This window comes from Butyrivibrio sp. M55, from assembly GCF_900116865.1.
Classification (GTDB): Bacteria; Bacillota; Clostridia; order Lachnospirales; family Lachnospiraceae; genus Butyrivibrio.
Map to the genome: position 1 here is coordinate 81,821 of NZ_FPCD01000006.1, position 16,436 is coordinate 98,256.

The 16,436-nt window shown below is 38.8% G+C and carries 13 protein-coding genes; all 13 read left to right on the forward strand.

Annotation, left to right across the window (positions count from 1 at the left end; translation table 11 throughout):
- Window positions 1-129: 129 nt before the first annotated feature.
- Window positions 130-357: a hypothetical protein gene (locus BM398_RS09050; protein WP_092337395.1), complete on the forward strand. Its 228-nt coding sequence runs from the start codon at window positions 130-132 to the stop codon at window positions 355-357.
- 75 nt (window positions 358-432) lie between these two features.
- On the forward strand, window positions 433-2,166 hold the full coding sequence (locus tag BM398_RS09055) for a hypothetical protein (protein ID WP_139233802.1): 1,734 nt from the start codon (window positions 433-435) through the stop codon (window positions 2,164-2,166).
- A gap of 210 nt (window positions 2,167-2,376) precedes the next feature.
- The gene (locus BM398_RS09060) at window positions 2,377-3,405 is read left to right on the forward strand and encodes a glycoside hydrolase family 5 protein (protein ID WP_026654056.1); all 1,029 of its coding nucleotides are present in this window, start codon (window positions 2,377-2,379) and stop codon (window positions 3,403-3,405) included.
- A 69-nt stretch (window positions 3,406-3,474) separates the two neighbouring features.
- Window positions 3,475-4,557, forward strand: coding sequence for an ABC transporter substrate-binding protein (locus BM398_RS09065; protein ID WP_092337397.1), 1,083 nt, complete (start codon window positions 3,475-3,477; stop codon window positions 4,555-4,557).
- A gap of 3 nt (window positions 4,558-4,560) precedes the next feature.
- A complete protein-coding gene (locus tag BM398_RS09070) occupies window positions 4,561-5,586 on the forward strand; it encodes a FecCD family ABC transporter permease (protein ID WP_092337398.1) in 1,026 nt (341 codons plus the stop codon).
- A gap of 3 nt (window positions 5,587-5,589) precedes the next feature.
- Window positions 5,590-6,360, forward strand: coding sequence for an ABC transporter ATP-binding protein (locus BM398_RS09075; protein WP_026654059.1), 771 nt, complete (start codon window positions 5,590-5,592; stop codon window positions 6,358-6,360).
- A 110-nt stretch (window positions 6,361-6,470) separates the two neighbouring features.
- On the forward strand, window positions 6,471-7,556 hold the full coding sequence (locus BM398_RS09080; RefSeq protein ID WP_092337399.1) for a hypothetical protein: 1,086 nt from the start codon (window positions 6,471-6,473) through the stop codon (window positions 7,554-7,556).
- Window positions 7,553-9,721: an ATP-dependent helicase gene (locus BM398_RS09085; protein WP_092337400.1), complete on the forward strand. Its 2,169-nt coding sequence runs from the start codon at window positions 7,553-7,555 to the stop codon at window positions 9,719-9,721. Before BM398_RS09080 ends, BM398_RS09085 begins: the two co-directional genes overlap by 4 nt.
- Window positions 9,699-10,508 (forward strand): hypothetical protein, encoded by an 810-nt coding sequence (locus BM398_RS09090; protein ID WP_092337401.1) that lies wholly within the window; start codon window positions 9,699-9,701, stop codon window positions 10,506-10,508. The genes BM398_RS09085 and BM398_RS09090 overlap by 23 nt, the downstream gene beginning before the upstream one ends.
- Window positions 10,505-12,223, forward strand: coding sequence for a hypothetical protein (locus BM398_RS09095; RefSeq protein ID WP_092337402.1), 1,719 nt, complete (start codon window positions 10,505-10,507; stop codon window positions 12,221-12,223). The genes BM398_RS09090 and BM398_RS09095 overlap by 4 nt, the downstream gene beginning before the upstream one ends.
- Before the next feature lie 23 nt (window positions 12,224-12,246).
- On the forward strand, window positions 12,247-12,408 hold the full coding sequence (locus tag BM398_RS17135; protein WP_175531895.1) for a hypothetical protein: 162 nt from the start codon (window positions 12,247-12,249) through the stop codon (window positions 12,406-12,408).
- Complete coding sequence (locus BM398_RS09100; protein WP_092337403.1) at window positions 12,405-14,288, forward strand: WD40 repeat domain-containing protein; 1,884 nt, start codon at window positions 12,405-12,407, stop codon at window positions 14,286-14,288. Before BM398_RS17135 ends, BM398_RS09100 begins: the two co-directional genes overlap by 4 nt.
- Window positions 14,289-14,316: 28 nt before the next feature.
- Window positions 14,317-16,395 (forward strand): ATP-dependent helicase, encoded by a 2,079-nt coding sequence (locus BM398_RS09105; protein ID WP_175531896.1) that lies wholly within the window; start codon window positions 14,317-14,319, stop codon window positions 16,393-16,395.
- The last annotated feature ends 41 nt before the right edge of the window (window positions 16,396-16,436 follow it).

The following is a 16,436-nucleotide window of genomic DNA, read 5'->3' on the forward strand; positions in this document are numbered from 1 at the left end:
TTCTGATATGAAATAAAATATTCAGCTCATCTTATTATTTATAAGGTGAGCTGTTTTTTGCGAAATGTTTTTCATTTTACATTGTAGACACATTTATTCTGTATAATCACTGATGCGGAGATTATGAATATGAGGATAAAAAATATACTTCCGTCATTGTTATGTCTTTTAACAGTGGCGGAATGTTTCGGTATAAATACAAAACAAATCAAGGCAGCAGAAACATATGGAACCGGTGCACAGGTGGCAGAAGACATGGTTTCCGGGGAAAAAGAGCACGCAGCCATATATGATAGGTTTCTTAAAAACGAAGAAAAAGTCCTAATAGATTGCAGCGGCTATAATGTACTCTTTTGATTCTCCTGATTTTGCTAAGTACAAGTATCAAAAGATTGATTATATACCTATTATTGAGAAAGAGAAGTAGACAAGATGAGATTAGGCAAAATAGTTCCGTTGGCGTTATGTCTTTTGACCATGACAGCGTGCTCCGGAGAAAAAGCACAACAGACCATGGATTCAGCGGAGACGGTCGCAAACGACACAGAGGCAGCAGAGGAAAAAGAACACGCAGACATATATAAAAGATTTCTTGGGAACGAAGAAAAAGTCCTTATAGATTGCAGCGGTGATGTAGGAAAAGTCTTTTCTTTAAAAAATGCGGAAGGCAAGGAGCTGACATTATCGGAAGTTGTTAGGGCTGTCCGCGATTCTTGCAATGCCGTTGACGATTTTTATGTGACGCTTGAATGGACTGAATATGCATATGTCGATTGCGGAAAAGACGGCAATGAGGAACTTGCGCTTGATGTGAATATGATGGGGACAACATGGTTTAAAGAGTGCTTGGTAATTAAGGAAATTGACGGACATTTAAAGACGGTATACGGAAATAATATTAAATGCAATCCTGATTATGACGGGCAATTTAATGTTAATGAGTATGGGTATATCGAAAGCTCTGATGATTTTTTGCACGAAGAAAGAAGGGATTACATTGACGCTTCAGGAAATAATCATTATATTTCTTCGGATTCAAAGGTTGGCACAGAGGAATACCCTTTTGTTTATAATGGTGAAACGTTGGATATCAGAGAAAAAAAGGATGAGCCTAAAACGGATGATTCGGATGATAAATATGGATATTTACCAAAGGGGAAAATTCATGCCGATGGATATGAGATTTATTGGGCCGATCTGAATGATACCCCGGATAATAAGGCTGATGACATATATTGTGGTACTATGACCGGACATTGTTTCACACATTATTATGTTAAGAGCCTGAAGTCGAGTAAACATGATGCTTCTGCAGATATTGGCAGTTCGAATGCGTTTGAGGAAGCGCGCCGTTTCAGAGAGTTTTTTGACCAAAAAGGACTTAAGTTGTGCACTGTTGACGAGTTTGATGGATTGATAGCGGCAAAAGAAAAGGAAGCGGGGCTAACGGAGGAAATTAAAAACGGGGAGTGCGTAAGTTGGACTAAACTTGATAATACAGAGTTTTTTGATGAAAAACCGCAGGAAACAACGGATGTCGATTATGGCGTATACGATGATTTTATTTGTAGACTAAAGACAGAGATTTCAGAGGAATCTGGGGATTCCCTTTATGACTATGTTGAGAAACATGAGCTTTCAGATGAATTGTATCATTACATAAACGATGATTATGGTATTACGGCGGGATATCTGCAAACCGATATTGACGGCGACGGAGTTGATGAGTTGATTCTGGGAACCACGAGCCCGGATACTACGGAAAGTGGTGAGCCTTGGTTCTATAATAATGACGGTCAGATTTATGATTTGTTCACTATTCGGGATGGAAAACTGCTGCATGTCATTGAAGGTTGGTGTAGAAATCGTTATTACATATGCGGTGACGGAGTAATAGCGAATATAGGTTCAGGCGGTGCAGCCACTGGAGACCTGATGTTCTACAGATACAACAAAGGAGAAATGGAACTCATAGAAGGTGTTTACTGGGACAACGGTACTAGAACTTACTATAAAGATGGACAGGAGGTTTACACAGTAAACTATTCGGAAGATGATTACAATTCTTTTGAAGATGATAGCATTGCTTCTAAATATGAAGAATCTTTGGATAGCTACAGGTATCATAAGCTTAAAGTTATACCTTTTGTGGAGAAAGAAAAGTAGAAGGTGAGGAGGGACAACATGGATAAGTGGAAGCAGTTGATATGTGTATGTCAAACAAGATTAAAGTAAACGACACAATCGCAGGACTGATGCTGGCAGAAAAGATAATTGGCGTTATGTAATGAGCGGTATTCCTTAGAACCACATAGCTATGGTATTATATACAAGAGTCAAAAATTGGGGTAACAAAAACATGGTGGAGGTTACAAAATGAAAAAATTCAAAGGCTATATGCATGGAATTAACCTTGGGGGATGGCTTTCACAGTGCAATCATACTAAGGAAAGATATGATAATTTCATTACGGAAGATGATTTTAAGGTAATAAAGTCATGGGGGCTCGATCACATAAGAATCCCTGTTGACTATGAACTTGTTGAGGATGAAGCCGGAAACTATATAGAGGACGGTTTCGCATATATACAGAGAGCAATCGAAACTTGCAAGAAGCTTGGACTTAATGTGGTTCTCGATCTTCATAAGACATTTGGTTACAGCTTTGATGATGGCGAGAATGAATCAGGCTTTTTTGACAATGTAAAATATCAGGACAGATTCTATAAGCTCTGGGAGCAGTTTGCACAGAGATTTGGCAAGAACGCAGATATGCTTGCTTTTGAGCTTCTTAACGAAGTTACCAAAAAAGAGTATTGCGAAAAATGGAACGATATTTCTTACGAGTGCATCAGAAGAATAAGAAAGATTGCACCGAAGGTAAAGATCCTTGTAGGCGGATATTACAACAACAGTATTGAGGCGCTCAAAGATCTTGCTGCTCCTTACGATGAAAACATTGTTTATAACTTCCATTGCTATGAGCCGCTTATTTTCACACATCAGGGCGCGCACTGGATTGAGAAAATGAATGACGATTTCAGAATGCCTTATGATTCTACGTACGGCACATATATCGAGAATAACGACAGAGAGCTTGATCACATAACAGGTGATATGTCATCATATGACAAGCAGGAGTTGATAAGTGCGAAGTACTTTGATGATTATCTTGCAGAGGCCGTTAAGATCGCGGAAGAAAGAAACGTTCAGCTCTACTGCGGAGAATACGGAGTTATTGATAAGGCAAGTCCTGAGGACGCACTTAAGTGGTACAAGGACATCTGCGGATGCTTCGATAAATACGGAATCGGACGTGCGGCTTGGAGCTACAAAGAAATGGACTTCGGACTTTCGGATGAACGCATGAAGGGCGTTGTGGATAAGCTTATCAAATTACTTTAATAATAATGATATTTAGGGGCGAAAAGTTATTTTTTGCCCCTTTAATAAAGCATAAAAAGGGGAGAAACTATGAAAAAGAGATTTTTGGAATTGGCACTGGTGCTCACGATGATGTGTACCGGAGTATTTGGATGCGCAAATAAAGGTGCGCAGGAAGCAGGCGCAGAATCAAGCGCCGAGTCCGGTGCGGCAGACAGTTTGGGAGAAAGCGCATCGGATATAACTTCGGAAGCTGCGTCGCAGGCCGGAACGACCGACAGAAGCGGCAATCCGATAACTGTTCCGGGAAGTGTCGATACTATAATATCTATGGCACCGTCTACAACACAGATTCTCATCGACCTTGGACTTGGCGACAAAATAATAGCATGTGATACGTATTCTTTTGCCAGCTATTCTGCAGATCTCAAGGCCGATATTCCTCAGTTTGACATGATGACACCGGATCAGGAAAAGATTGTTTCGCTGAACGCCGACATTGTTTTTACGACAGGAATGAGCGCAAGCCACGGCGATGATGTATTTGCTTCGGTAAAAGAAGCGGGAATCTGCGTGTGCGATATCCCAAGCAGTGCAAGCATAGCAGACATTGAAGAGGATATTCTTTTCATCGGAGACATTGTAAAAAAGAGTGATGAGGCCAAAGAGCTTGTATCTAAAATGCAAGATACCATCGCTGATATTACAGCTGCATCAATGAATATAAAGGATGACCAGAAGAAGACGGTTCTTTTCGAGCTCTTTACACCATCTGCGGAGTCACCCACGATCTACACTGCAGGTTCGGGCACATATATCACCGAGATGATCGAGCTTATCGGTGCTGAGAATGTTGCGGGAAAAGAAAAGGATGACTGGCCGGCGCTCACAGAAGAAGCGGCCATCGCGATGGACCCTCAGGTTATCCTCACTGCAGATATGTATACAGATGATGTTATAAACGTGCTTCTTGGAATGAGCGGCTGGGAGAATGTAACAGCCATCAAGAACAAGGCGGTTTATCAGATAGACAATGATACTGTAAACAGACCGAACCACCATGTGGTGAGCGCTATGATCGAGATGGCGAAGGTTGTTTATCCCGAAGTATATAAGGATCTGAAAGATCCTTTCGCAAATGACGATGCAGAAGAGGAAAAGCCCGCAGCATAAAATATGGATACAAAAAAGCAGATAAGAAAAATCTTTTTTATCATATTGATCACGGCTATATCGCTGGCGTTGTGTATATGCGCGGGAAGCGTTCTTCTTTCTGTGCGTGAGATGGCCGATATTCTTGCACATAAGATGTTTGGCAGGGCGCTTCCGGATACGGTGAATGTTTCAAATGTTTCCATCTTGTGGGAAATTAGGATGCCGAGGGTTTTCTGCGCATTTTTTGCGGGAGCGGCGCTGTCACTGAGCGGAGCCGTGATGCAGGCGGTGCTTCAGAATCCTTTGGCATCGTCTTATACAATGGGCGTTTCGGCGGGAGCTTCGCTTGGAGCGGCAGTTGTGATTATAACCGGAGCGGCGGGGAGTGTGCTTGGTTATTTCCTTCTTCCGGCAGCAGGCTTTGGTGCGGGACTTCTTACGGTGTTTCTCGTGATAGCTTTTGCGGCAAGGATTGACAGAAATATGCAAAACAACACTTTGATCCTGTTCGGTATGGTTTTTTCGCTCTTTGTAAATGCGATGCTCACGATACTTAGCACAATGTCGAGCGAGCACGTGCAGAGACTTATCATGTGGCAGATGGGCTCTTTTTCGGGGAAAAGATGGGTTCATGTTGCCGCACTTTGCATCTGTACTTTGATCGGAGGATTTCTCCTTATCTTTTTCCACAGAGAACTGGATATCATGACTTTTGGCGAAGAGCAGGCGATGAGCATAGGCGTCGATATTAAGAGGAAAAAGACAATGCTTCTTGCGATAGCATCTTTCCTTACGGGTGCGGCTGTATGCTTTTCGGGAATTATAGGTTTTGTCGACCTTACGATTCCTCAGATTGTGCGAAAGATATTTGGCGCAAAGCACAGCGTGGTGCTTCCGATGTCGATGCTTCTCGGCGGTGTATTTATGGCGCTTGCCGACATGGTTTCGAGGACGATAATGGCGCCGAGGGAAATTCCTGTCGGTGCGGTCACCGCGATAATCGGTGTTCCTGTATTTGTCTGGATCTATTTCAAGGGGAGGGAGTGAACTATGCTGATTCGTTGTGAAAATGTCGTATGCGGATACGGTAAAACACCTTCCGAAAATCCGGTGCTGAACGGGATAAATCTTGATATCGAAGAGGGCAAGAGCTATTGCATCCTCGGAGCAAACGGATGCGGCAAGACGACGCTTCTAAGGGCGCTTTCGGGAATGCTTCCGTATGAGGGTAGTATAAGTCTTGAAGGTAAGCAGGTTTCAATGCTTAAGCGAAAAGAGATTGCATCCAAGATGGCTATGCTGAGCCAGATCTCACAGATTTACTTTTCATATACGGTTGAAGAAGCAGTGATGCTTGGAAGGTACCTGTACGCTGACAATTTCCTCGGAATCCCCGGGAAAAGGGACAGAGAGATAGTTGCCGAGTGCATAGAAAAGAACGGCTTAAAAAATCTCAGAAAACGCCAGATAAGCAGTCTTTCGGGCGGACAGATGCAGAGAATGCTTCTTGCAAGGACAATGGCGCAGATGACGCCTATAATCATACTCGACGAGCCGACCAATCACCTTGATCTTAAGTACAGGGCAGAACTTGAAAATTTTTTGAAAGAGTGGAAGAAGGACAGCGGACACACGCTTATCGGTGTCTTCCATGACATAAATTCCGCGGTTGAGATTGGCGATGAATTTATCTTTATGAAGGATGGTAAGATAGCCATGAAAGGGGCAAAAGAGATGCTTCTTGACGGCGACGAACTTAAGAAAATCTATGGAATGGATGTAAAGGGTTATATGAAGAAACAGCTGTCATTTTGGATGTGAGAGTGTGTGAAAGATAACAAAATATAATATATGATAACAAAAGATAAAAAATATAGTATAATAATAACAAAAGATAAAAGATAATGTATAAAGATAAAAGTGGAGGAAAGATGGAAAAGCGAGTTGATCCGTTTACCAGAACACCGGGGATTGCAGGAGCGGCTTATATTGATACATGTATAGCGGATGAAATCATCAATAATTTTACAAGCGAGGAGTCCTCGAAATATGTTTATAAGATAACCGGTATAAGGGGATCCGGCAAATCAGTAGAATACGGGAATGTCATACGTGCGCTTAAAACTAATAAGAAGTGGCTTGTATATCCTCTTTCTGCTGCAGGAGATGCTGTTAAGACTTTTATATCCAAACTTAGTATGGAGAGCTTTATAGATTCCAAGAGTAGGGTAACTGAGGTCAGTTCTTCGGTTTCGGCGAGTGGAAATGTTTATGTGGCTTCGGGTAAAGGTGAGGTAAGTGTCGGGAAAAAGGTTTCCGATAATGAGCATTTTTATTCTGATGAAGCGATGCTTACTAAGATGGTAGCAGAAGCAAATAAGAAAAAATATAATGTTCTGGTTGGAGTAGATGATATTTCCAAGACGCCGGAAATGATCAGACTTTTATCGATGATAGGTTCGATGATACTTGAAGGAATGCATATTTATTTGCTGGTAACAGGTTTGGCTGAAAATATTGAGGAGTTTTCATCAGAAAAAAACCTTACTTTTTTCAAGAGAGCAGATGAACTTGAGATAAAGGGATTAAACAAATATGATATTACGGCCATGTATCAGAAACTGTTGAAAATAGATGCTGTGGAAGCAAAAAAAATCGAAGAGGAAACCAAAGGATATGCTTATGCATATCAGGTACTTGGGTCTCTTTATTTCGGTAAACAGAAGAATGAGACACTAAACGATATTATTCCCGAATTTGAAAGGATAATGTTTAGAGATTCATATGATCTTGTCTGGAAATCTTTGAGTAACGGTGAAAAAGAAGTTGTCAGATGCATATGTAAGACCAAAGACGGTAAAGCTGAAGATATTAAAAAACTTATGGCGAATGCAGCTTCGTATTCGGTTTATAGGAGCAGATTGATAAACAAACATCTTGTCAGCGACGAAATAAGAGGATATATGAAGCTCAGACTTCCGCATTTTGACAAGTTTGTAGAGATTTGGGGAGAATGACAGACAAGGAATTTATTGATAAATACGGACAAAAACTTAATAATGAGCAGATTGCAGCTGTAAGAGCGGTTGAGGGCTTCGTTCTGCTTCTTGCAGTTCCGGGAAGCGGCAAGACAACGGTCCTTATAAATCGTCTCGGATATATGCTCTATGTAAAAGGAATACGACCTGAAAATATACTCACTCTTACCTATACCGTTGCCGCAACAAAGGATATGGCAAGACGATTTGAATCTGTATTTGGAAGAGCTTCCTCTAATTCACTTGAATTTAGGACAATTAATGGAATCTGCTACGAAATAATAAGAGAATATGGAAGACGTATCGGCAAAAAGCCTTTTGATCTTATAACGGACGATAAGTTATCCGGAAAAATCCTTACTGACATATATACCGAAGTAATGGAAGAGTATCCCACAGAAAGCGATATAAAGAATGTTCGCACTCTTATAACATATTGTAAGAACATGCTTCTTACGGAAGATGAGATAAAAAAGCGCGGAGAAGACGAAGGACTAGACCTCTTTAAAATATACGATCGTTACAATGCAGAATTAAAAGCAAGAAGTTTGATGGATTATGACGATCAGATGATCTATGCCTATAGAATGCTCAAAAGCTCTTCGGAGATGCTTTCTTTTTTCAAGAACAGGTATAAATACGTATGCGTAGATGAAGCACAGGATACTTCAAAAAGTCAGCATATGATAATCTCACTTCTTGCCGGAGAAAACGGTAATCTTTTCATGGTGGGAGATGAAGACCAGAGTATTTACGGTTTTAGAGCCGCATACCCCGATGCACTTCTTAATTTTGAAAAAGACCATAGAGGTGCAAGAGTTCTTGTAATGAATAAAAACTACAGATCAAATGCCAAGATTGTTGAGACGGCAGATCTTTTTATACAAAAGAACTTTAACCGCCACAATAAGCATATGTGCGCAGAAAGAGAAGCTTCTTCAGAAATAAACTACGTAACATTAAAGAGCAGAGATTCGCAATATAAATATCTTTTTGAAATGGCCGGGGCAAGTGATTCAGGGCTTGCGATTCTCTACAGGGATAACGAAAGTATTATTCCGCTTATCGATCTTCTCGAGAGAGAAGATTTTTCTTATAGAATAAAAAGTACTGATATGTCTTTTTTCTCAAACAGAGTAGTGGTTGATATTGCCAATATACTGAAATTTGCGTTAAATCCGTCGGATCCTGCGCTTTTTATGAATATCTACTTCAAGTTCCAAACATATCTTCGCAAACCTGATGCAGAGAAAATGATCTATATAGCAGACAGAAAGCACATCGGTATTTTGGATGCCGCAGAGAGTATTGATCTAAACGGGAGAGTCCTAGGGAATGTAAGGGCTCTCAGAACACATTTTAGAAACATGGCTATGGAGCCTCCGGTCAAAGCGCTTAATCGTATTGATAAATATATGGGATATGGTGATTATCTGAAAGATAACAACATTGCCACAAATAAGCTCTTTATATTAAAGATGCTGGCAAAAAAAGAAAAGACCATTCCCGGTTTCCTTGAAAGGCTCGACCTGCTTCGCAAGATACTGACGGAAAAGAGAGAAGATTATAAGGCAAAACTTATTCTTTCGACCATCCACTCCAGCAAGGGGCTTGAATATGATAATGTTGTTCTGATGGACGTGATAAATGGCGTATTTCCCGGCAAGATGATCAAGAACTTTAAGAGCGCAACACCACAAGAGAAGCGCGATTACGAAGAGGAGCGCCGGATTTTTTATGTGGGCATCACCAGGGCAAAAGATAATCTGACAATACTTAAATACGATGATGCACCATCGATGTTCACAGGTGAGCTTTCACCCAAGAAAAAAAAGGATATGGCAAAAACGCATGCAAATGCGAAAAAGGTAGAAAACGTTTTGTTAAAACCGACTCCGCTTCTAAAAAAGAAATCTGTTCCCGTTACATCCGGCGTAAATGTTCCGGACAATCTTATTATCGGAGAACGAATAATTCAGACAAAATACGGAGAAGGCATTATAACAGATGTTTCTTGGGATGATGATGAAGTGCCGACCAAATTCACTGTAAAATTCGATAACGGAATTGAAAGGAAATTCATATATCCCTTTGCATTTACTACCGGGATGAGGATACATAATGAGAATACTAAAAAGAAATAGAATTATAGCAACTATTGGCATAGCATTGATGATTTTATTAATAACCGCAGGATGTGGTTCAAATAAGAATTCAGACAACGAGTCCGGCGTGACCGACGAAGCAGCAATAGTTTTAAGCAATGAAGAGAGTACCGCAAACACTGAAGATGCTGCTTCGGAAGAATCTTCGGTCACCCCAATTATATCAGAGAAGTATATTGCAGATTACAATTCGTATGATGAGCTTATTGAAGATATAAAGAACTTACTGGATGTAATGGAAGAATCTGATGAAGATACTTTTTTTGATCGGGCGGAGAAGTATGAATGGTTTACATCTTGCATGTGGTATCATTTACAGAATGATAGTTTTGGATATTTACAAGTGGATATTGATGGGGACGGAGTAGACGAATTACTTTTGGGAACTGATGTGTATATTGACAATATGTATACCATTAGAGACGGTAAAGTTGTTCCTGTATTTGAAAGCCTTTCAGAAAGAGAGTCCTATGTTTTATATGAAGACGGCGTTTTTGTAAAAGATATATATTATCCGGATGACTATTATAGTACTGAATATTTTAAATACACAGCGGGAAAGCAGGAGTTTATTGAAGGTATTTATAATAATGTTACCATCTTTGACAGGGAAAAGGGTGAGTATCAGGAGGACATCTACTATTCTGATAGTTCTTCGAAGGAACGTGAATTGACTAGAAAAGAGTATTTTGAGATGGGTGAAGAGCTTCAGCATAAATATAATTTACCAAAGTTTCAACTTCATCTATTTAAGGAAAAACAATGAGATTACGAATAATACTTCCGCTTTCTATACTTATACTTGCAACCGCATGTGAATCCCAAAATAAAAAACTGATCGAAATAGAATCTGAGCTTGTTCAAGATCAGGGAAGTGCTCAGATCAGTGTTTATAATGACGATTATATGGATCATGGCAAGAAAAAGAATTATACCTACATTGATATAATCAAAGACAATGAAGTCAAAGCAACCATAAATACATATCGCTATTTGGATAAAGTTACCGATATTGATTGTTTTGACTTTAATGATGATGAAATGAAAGATATTGCTCTAATTGGCTATTCAGGATCCGAACCCAAAATTCTTCTGTATGAATCTGATTCTGAATATCATTACGATGTATTTTCCAGATGGAGCAATGTGGGTGATATTATCAGTGGGGCTTTAGACGATGATTTTTCAATGAATGAATTAAAAGATATACTTGGAAATTATTGGTCATCAGATAGAGCTATGGAAATGTTGGAAACGGATGACTGGTCATGCGAAGCCGGTGATTATAAGGAAGCCTATGCTTCTATCGCAAGAATATTTGAATCGGGATTAAAAGGTGTAAAGTATGACCTTGTTGATATAGATGGTAATGAGCCGCTTGAACTTGTAATAAGTACAGGAGGAGTTGTTGCTGCATTTAACTATGACGGAGGCTACGCTCACAAATTTTTGGTTGGCACTCTAGGTTTGGTTGCAAGTAGAGAGTATGAATATTCTCCCGGAAAGAGCATTATCCGGCATTTAGGCGGCAATTCGCCGACTGCAGTTTATTACAAAGAGTATATTCCGATACTTGAAGGATTTGAACAGGGGGATAGCGTTGCCTTTTTAGAATGTCATATCAATGATTTTGATGATGATGGTGAAATTACTGGCGAAGAATGGGAAATGAGTTCTCCGGAATCTGAAATTGCATATAAAACATGGTATGAAAACTGGTCAGAGAACGAAATGAGCGTTGATGAACTAAAAAAATTAGTTGATGGTTACAGCGCCCTTGATTATGAAGATCTTTCCGGTTATCTCAGTTTTGATGAATTCATAAAAAAGCTTGAAAATGAAGAAATAGAAGAAAAGCAGGAAACAACTGAAATTGATTATAGCTTGTATGAGGAGTTTGTTGAAAGCTTAAAAACAAATATGAAAAAAGAATCGTTGGAATTGCTCTATGACATTGTAGATGAATGGGATCTGGGGCTTTCAGAGGGGCTGTCTTCTTATGCTAAAGATGATCCTAATGCAGAAAGTATGTGGTATTTGCAAAAGGATATTGATGGTGACGGAGTGGATGAGCTTCTTTTTGGAACGGGTGATCCGGATGATAAGCCTGATATATGGCGTGGTGATGATTATATATGCGATTTGTTTACTATTCGGAACAGAAGGCTTCTACATGTATTTGAGGGAAATTGCAAAAACAGGTACTATCTTTGCGAAGATGGAACTATAGAAAATGAGTTTGGTAGTGGTTCGTCAATGGACAAAGGATTTTATAGATACAGTAAAGGAGAATTGCAATTTTTAGAGTGTATTTCTTCGTACGCGGATTATTCTGATGATAATGTAGGAAGCCGTTGCTACTATGCCAATAAAGATGGTAATGCACGTAAATTGACTGAAAAAGAATATGATGTTATGGGTGAAGAGCTTGAGCGTAAATATAATAAACAAAAGTTGCAGCTTCATCCTTTCAAGGATTAACAATGAGATTACAGGAAAATAACATGAAAAAGAAAAACATAGCAGCTATTAGCATTACTTTGCTGATTATATTGATAACCGCAGGATGTGGTTCAAATAAAAATGTAGGCATCGGAACAGGTATGACCGACGAATCGGTTTCCGAAGAAAAATCAGATGTGAATAGAAAGAGTTTGAAAAATTGAAAAGAAAAATATTATCGATACTTTTACTTACCATTTTTACTTTATGTTTATCGTCTTGCCGTGGTAAAACGACAGAGGCAAAGGTTGAGACAGAGCAGGACAATCCAGCACAGGCGAAAAGCTCTGAAAATAAAACTAATAACAATTCCTCTGAAGATGTATTATTTTACCCTGTTTATTACGAAGATAAATCAGCTTCTATAGATACTATGTATCTAATTGATAAAAACGGCGAGAAAAAAATTAATTTATCTGAAAAAATACAAAGCATACTAGAACAGAATGGCATAGGATTCGACAATGAATCATTGTTTGACTATCATTTCATGAACGGAATACTGTTCTTTAGGTTTCATTCTGCTGGTTCTTCCATCGACGGTTATTACGCATTAGATATAGCCAATTGCAGAACAGCAAAAATCATATGCGATGAATACACTAATTACATCGATTATTACAACGGTAAACTTTATTTAGGCTTTGACCGCATGCTTGATAAAAATACCGAATATGCTTTTTCTATAGCGGATGATTTTTCTTTTGTATCGGAAGAAATCAATTTACAAAAGGTATTGGACTACACAACCGAATACGAAATAGCACGAGTTCCATATTGCGTATATTCCCAATACACCGGTTTTTCCATTTCTCGGGCAATTAATGAATTCGGATTTGTTATTGGTTCAAGATACAATAACAAAGAAAAAGAATATATCAAAATTTTTCCTGATGGGACCAGGGAAGAAATTAAAGAGTTGCACGACAAGAAAGGTGGAATAATCTATTACGACAAAGATAAGATTATTTTGGCAAGTAATGACATTAATGCTATAGAATATGCAAACGATATTTACACATATGATCTAAAGACCAAAAGCCTAGAGCATATATTGAATATTGAAGATAAATCCATAATACAATTTTCTGACAACAAACTTTACCTTCGTGGCAAAGGAAATGACGGTTCTCTTTACGTTTATGATTTTGAAAAAGGGACCGAAACTCTGATATATAAATACGAAGAAAAACCTGGAACTTATATATATTCCGACTACCAATATCAGATTATAAACAGTAATATATTCGCTTGTGACATTGAAAATGCTGAGCTTAAGTGGTATAGAATAGACGTATACGAAGATACATCAAAAGCAGTTGATATAGAGTGCCACATTGACTCTATCCCTGCATACAAAATCGGAACAGTAATACCCTATAATAGCGAAACAAACTGCCCATTCTGCGGCAATAAGGTGCAAGATAGTAGTTATGAACTTTTTCAATTAAACGACGGATATTCCGAACACACTTCGAAAATCAATGAAATGCTCAAAAAGAAAAAAGATCAATTTCTAAACGACCATTCAGAAATTGAATGTTACATTGAAGATGAAAGCGATTGCGAATACCACCAGGACTTTTGTGCAGACAGAGAAGAATACTTAGTGGAAGCAAATATTTATAATTCCAGTTTTCTTGTGATAGAGATGGAACATTGGTGGTATGGCGGAGGACCTCATGGATTTTCTCATGATAATATTTATGTATTTGATCTTTCAACGACAGAAGAAATAAGTTTAAAAAATTTCTATCCCGGTACCGAATCGGAATTTAAAGAGTGGTTTGCGGAAAAAGTGAAAGAAGATTATCGCAAATGCCCTGACCGTTACTCATATGAATCCGAAATTGAAGCTTATAACGAAGCATATGCTGATGCTACCTTTGAACCTGTTGATTCTTCATTTATTGGTTATCATGACGATTACATAACATTGGGATTTGGATGGGGAGGTTCGGCCTCAGCTGACACCCCTGCTTATACTATAGATATCCCTTATGAAGAATTGAACGGACATGCGGAACTTACCAGAGTTAAGTAAGAAAAAGTTGGAGCAAATTACAAAGGTAATGACAGACAAAGAATTTATTGATAAATACGGACAGAATCTTAATAATGAGCAGATTGCAGCTATAAGATCGGTTGAAGGCTTTGTTCTACTTCTTGCCGTTCCGGGAAGCGGTAAAACAACTGTCCTCGTAAATCGTCTTGGTTATATGCTCTATGTAAAGGGAATACGACCTGAGAATATACTTACACTTACTTATACTGTTGCCGCAACAAAGGATATGGCAAGGCGATTTGAAACTTTATTTGGCAAAGCTTTCGCAAATTTACTTGAATTTAGGACGATAAACGGAATCTGCTATGAAATCATAAGAGAATATGGAAGACGTATCGGTAAAAAGCCATTTGATCTTATCACGGACGAAAAGATATCCGGAAAAATCCTCGCAGATATATATACCAAGGTAATGGAAGAGTATCCGACAGAAAGCGATATAAAGAATGTTCGCACTTTGATAACATATTGTAAGAATATGATGCTGACAGAGGAAGAAATAAAAAAACGCGGAAAAGACGAAGGGTTAGACCTCCTGAAAATATATACTCTTTACAATGCGGAATTAAAAGCAAGAAGTTTGATGGATTATGACGATCAGATGATTTATGCCTATAGAATGCTCAAAAGTTCTATAGATTTACTTTCTTTTTTCAAGGACAGATACAAATACATATGTGTAGATGAAGCACAGGATACTTCAAAAAGCCAGCACATGATAATCTCACTTCTTGCCGGGGAAAACGGAAATCTTTTTATGGTGGGAGATGAAGACCAGAGTATTTATGGCTTTAGAGCAGCATATCCGGATGCACTTCTTAACTTTGAAAAGGATCATAGCAGTGCAAAAGTTCTTGTCATGGATAAAAACTACAGATCAAATGCAAAGATTGTTGAGACGGCAGATCTTTTTATACAAAAGAACTTTAACCGCCACAAAAAGCATATGTGTGCAGCAAGAGACGCCTTAGCTGAAATAAGTTACGTCACATTAAAAAACAGACACGCTCAATATAAGTATCTTTTTGAAATGTCCGGATCAAATGATTTTCAGATGGCAATTCTTTACAGAGATAATGAGAGTATTCTCCCGCTTGTGGATCTTCTTGAGAGAGGGGATTTTTCTTACAGAATAAAGAGTGCTGATATGTCTTTTTTTTCCAGCAGAGTAGTAGTTGATGTTACCAATATACTAAAATTTGCGCTTAATCCATCGGATTCTGCGCTTTTTATGAATGTCTATTTCAAGTTTCAGACATACCTGCGTAAACCGGATGCGGAAAAAATGTGCCATATAGCGGATGCAAAGCACAGCGGTATTTTAGATGCGGCAGAGGCTATTGATTTAAACAAGAGAGTCCTCGGAAATGTCAGGTCTCTTAGAACGCATTTTAGAAACATGGCTTCGGAGTCACCTTCTAAAGCGCTTAATCGTATAGATAAATATATGGGATACGGTGATTATCTAAAAGATAACAACATTTCTGCCAACAAGCTCTTTATATTGGAAATGCTGGCAAAAAATGAAAAGACAATTCCGGGTTTTCTTGACAGACTTGACCGGCTGCGCAATATCTTATCGGAAAAAAGAGAAGATTACAAAGCAAAGCTTATTCTTTCGACCATTCATTCCAGTAAGGGGCTTGAATATGATAATGTTGTTCTAATGGATGTGATAAATGGCGTATTTCCAAGCAAGATAATCAAGAACTTTAAGAGTGCAACACCGCAGGAGAAGCGCGATTACGAGGAAGAACGACGTATTTTCTACGTTGGGATCACCAGAGCAAAAGATAATCTGACCATCCTTAAATATGATGATGCACCATCATTGTTCACAGGCGAACTTTCGCCTAAAAAAAAGAAAACTGTTCCCGTAACATCCGGTGAGAACGTTCCGAACAATCTTATAATCGGAGAACGAATAACTCAGACAAAATACGGAGAAGGTATTATAAAAGATGTTTCTTGGGATGATGATGAAGTGCCGACCAAATTTACTGTGGAATTCGATAACGGAATTGAAAGAAAATTCGTTTATCCCTTTGCTTTTACTACCGGAATGAGAATTAAAGACCAGATATAAAAAAGATGTTTATGAGACTTTAGATGTCAAGTAAGTGGAAA

Coding starts and splice junctions, on each gene's coding strand:
- BM398_RS09095 (WP_092337402.1), top strand. CDS start 10,505: ATGAGATTACGAATAATACTTCCGCTTTCTATACTTATACTTGCAACC.
- BM398_RS09075 (WP_026654059.1), top strand. CDS start 5,590: ATGCTGATTCGTTGTGAAAATGTCGTATGCGGATACGGTAAAACACCT.
- BM398_RS09060 (WP_026654056.1), top strand. CDS start 2,377: ATGAAAAAATTCAAAGGCTATATGCATGGAATTAACCTTGGGGGATGG.
- BM398_RS09055 (WP_139233802.1), top strand. CDS start 433: ATGAGATTAGGCAAAATAGTTCCGTTGGCGTTATGTCTTTTGACCATG.
- BM398_RS09065 (WP_092337397.1), top strand. CDS start 3,475: ATGAAAAAGAGATTTTTGGAATTGGCACTGGTGCTCACGATGATGTGT.
- BM398_RS09070 (WP_092337398.1), top strand. CDS start 4,561: ATGGATACAAAAAAGCAGATAAGAAAAATCTTTTTTATCATATTGATC.
- BM398_RS09105 (WP_175531896.1), top strand. CDS start 14,317: ATGACAGACAAAGAATTTATTGATAAATACGGACAGAATCTTAATAAT.
- BM398_RS09090 (WP_092337401.1), top strand. CDS start 9,699: ATGAGAATACTAAAAAGAAATAGAATTATAGCAACTATTGGCATAGCA.
- BM398_RS09085 (WP_092337400.1), top strand. CDS start 7,553: ATGACAGACAAGGAATTTATTGATAAATACGGACAAAAACTTAATAAT.
- BM398_RS17135 (WP_175531895.1), top strand. CDS start 12,247: ATGAAAAAGAAAAACATAGCAGCTATTAGCATTACTTTGCTGATTATA.
- BM398_RS09080 (WP_092337399.1), top strand. CDS start 6,471: ATGGAAAAGCGAGTTGATCCGTTTACCAGAACACCGGGGATTGCAGGA.
- BM398_RS09050 (WP_092337395.1), top strand. CDS start 130: ATGAGGATAAAAAATATACTTCCGTCATTGTTATGTCTTTTAACAGTG.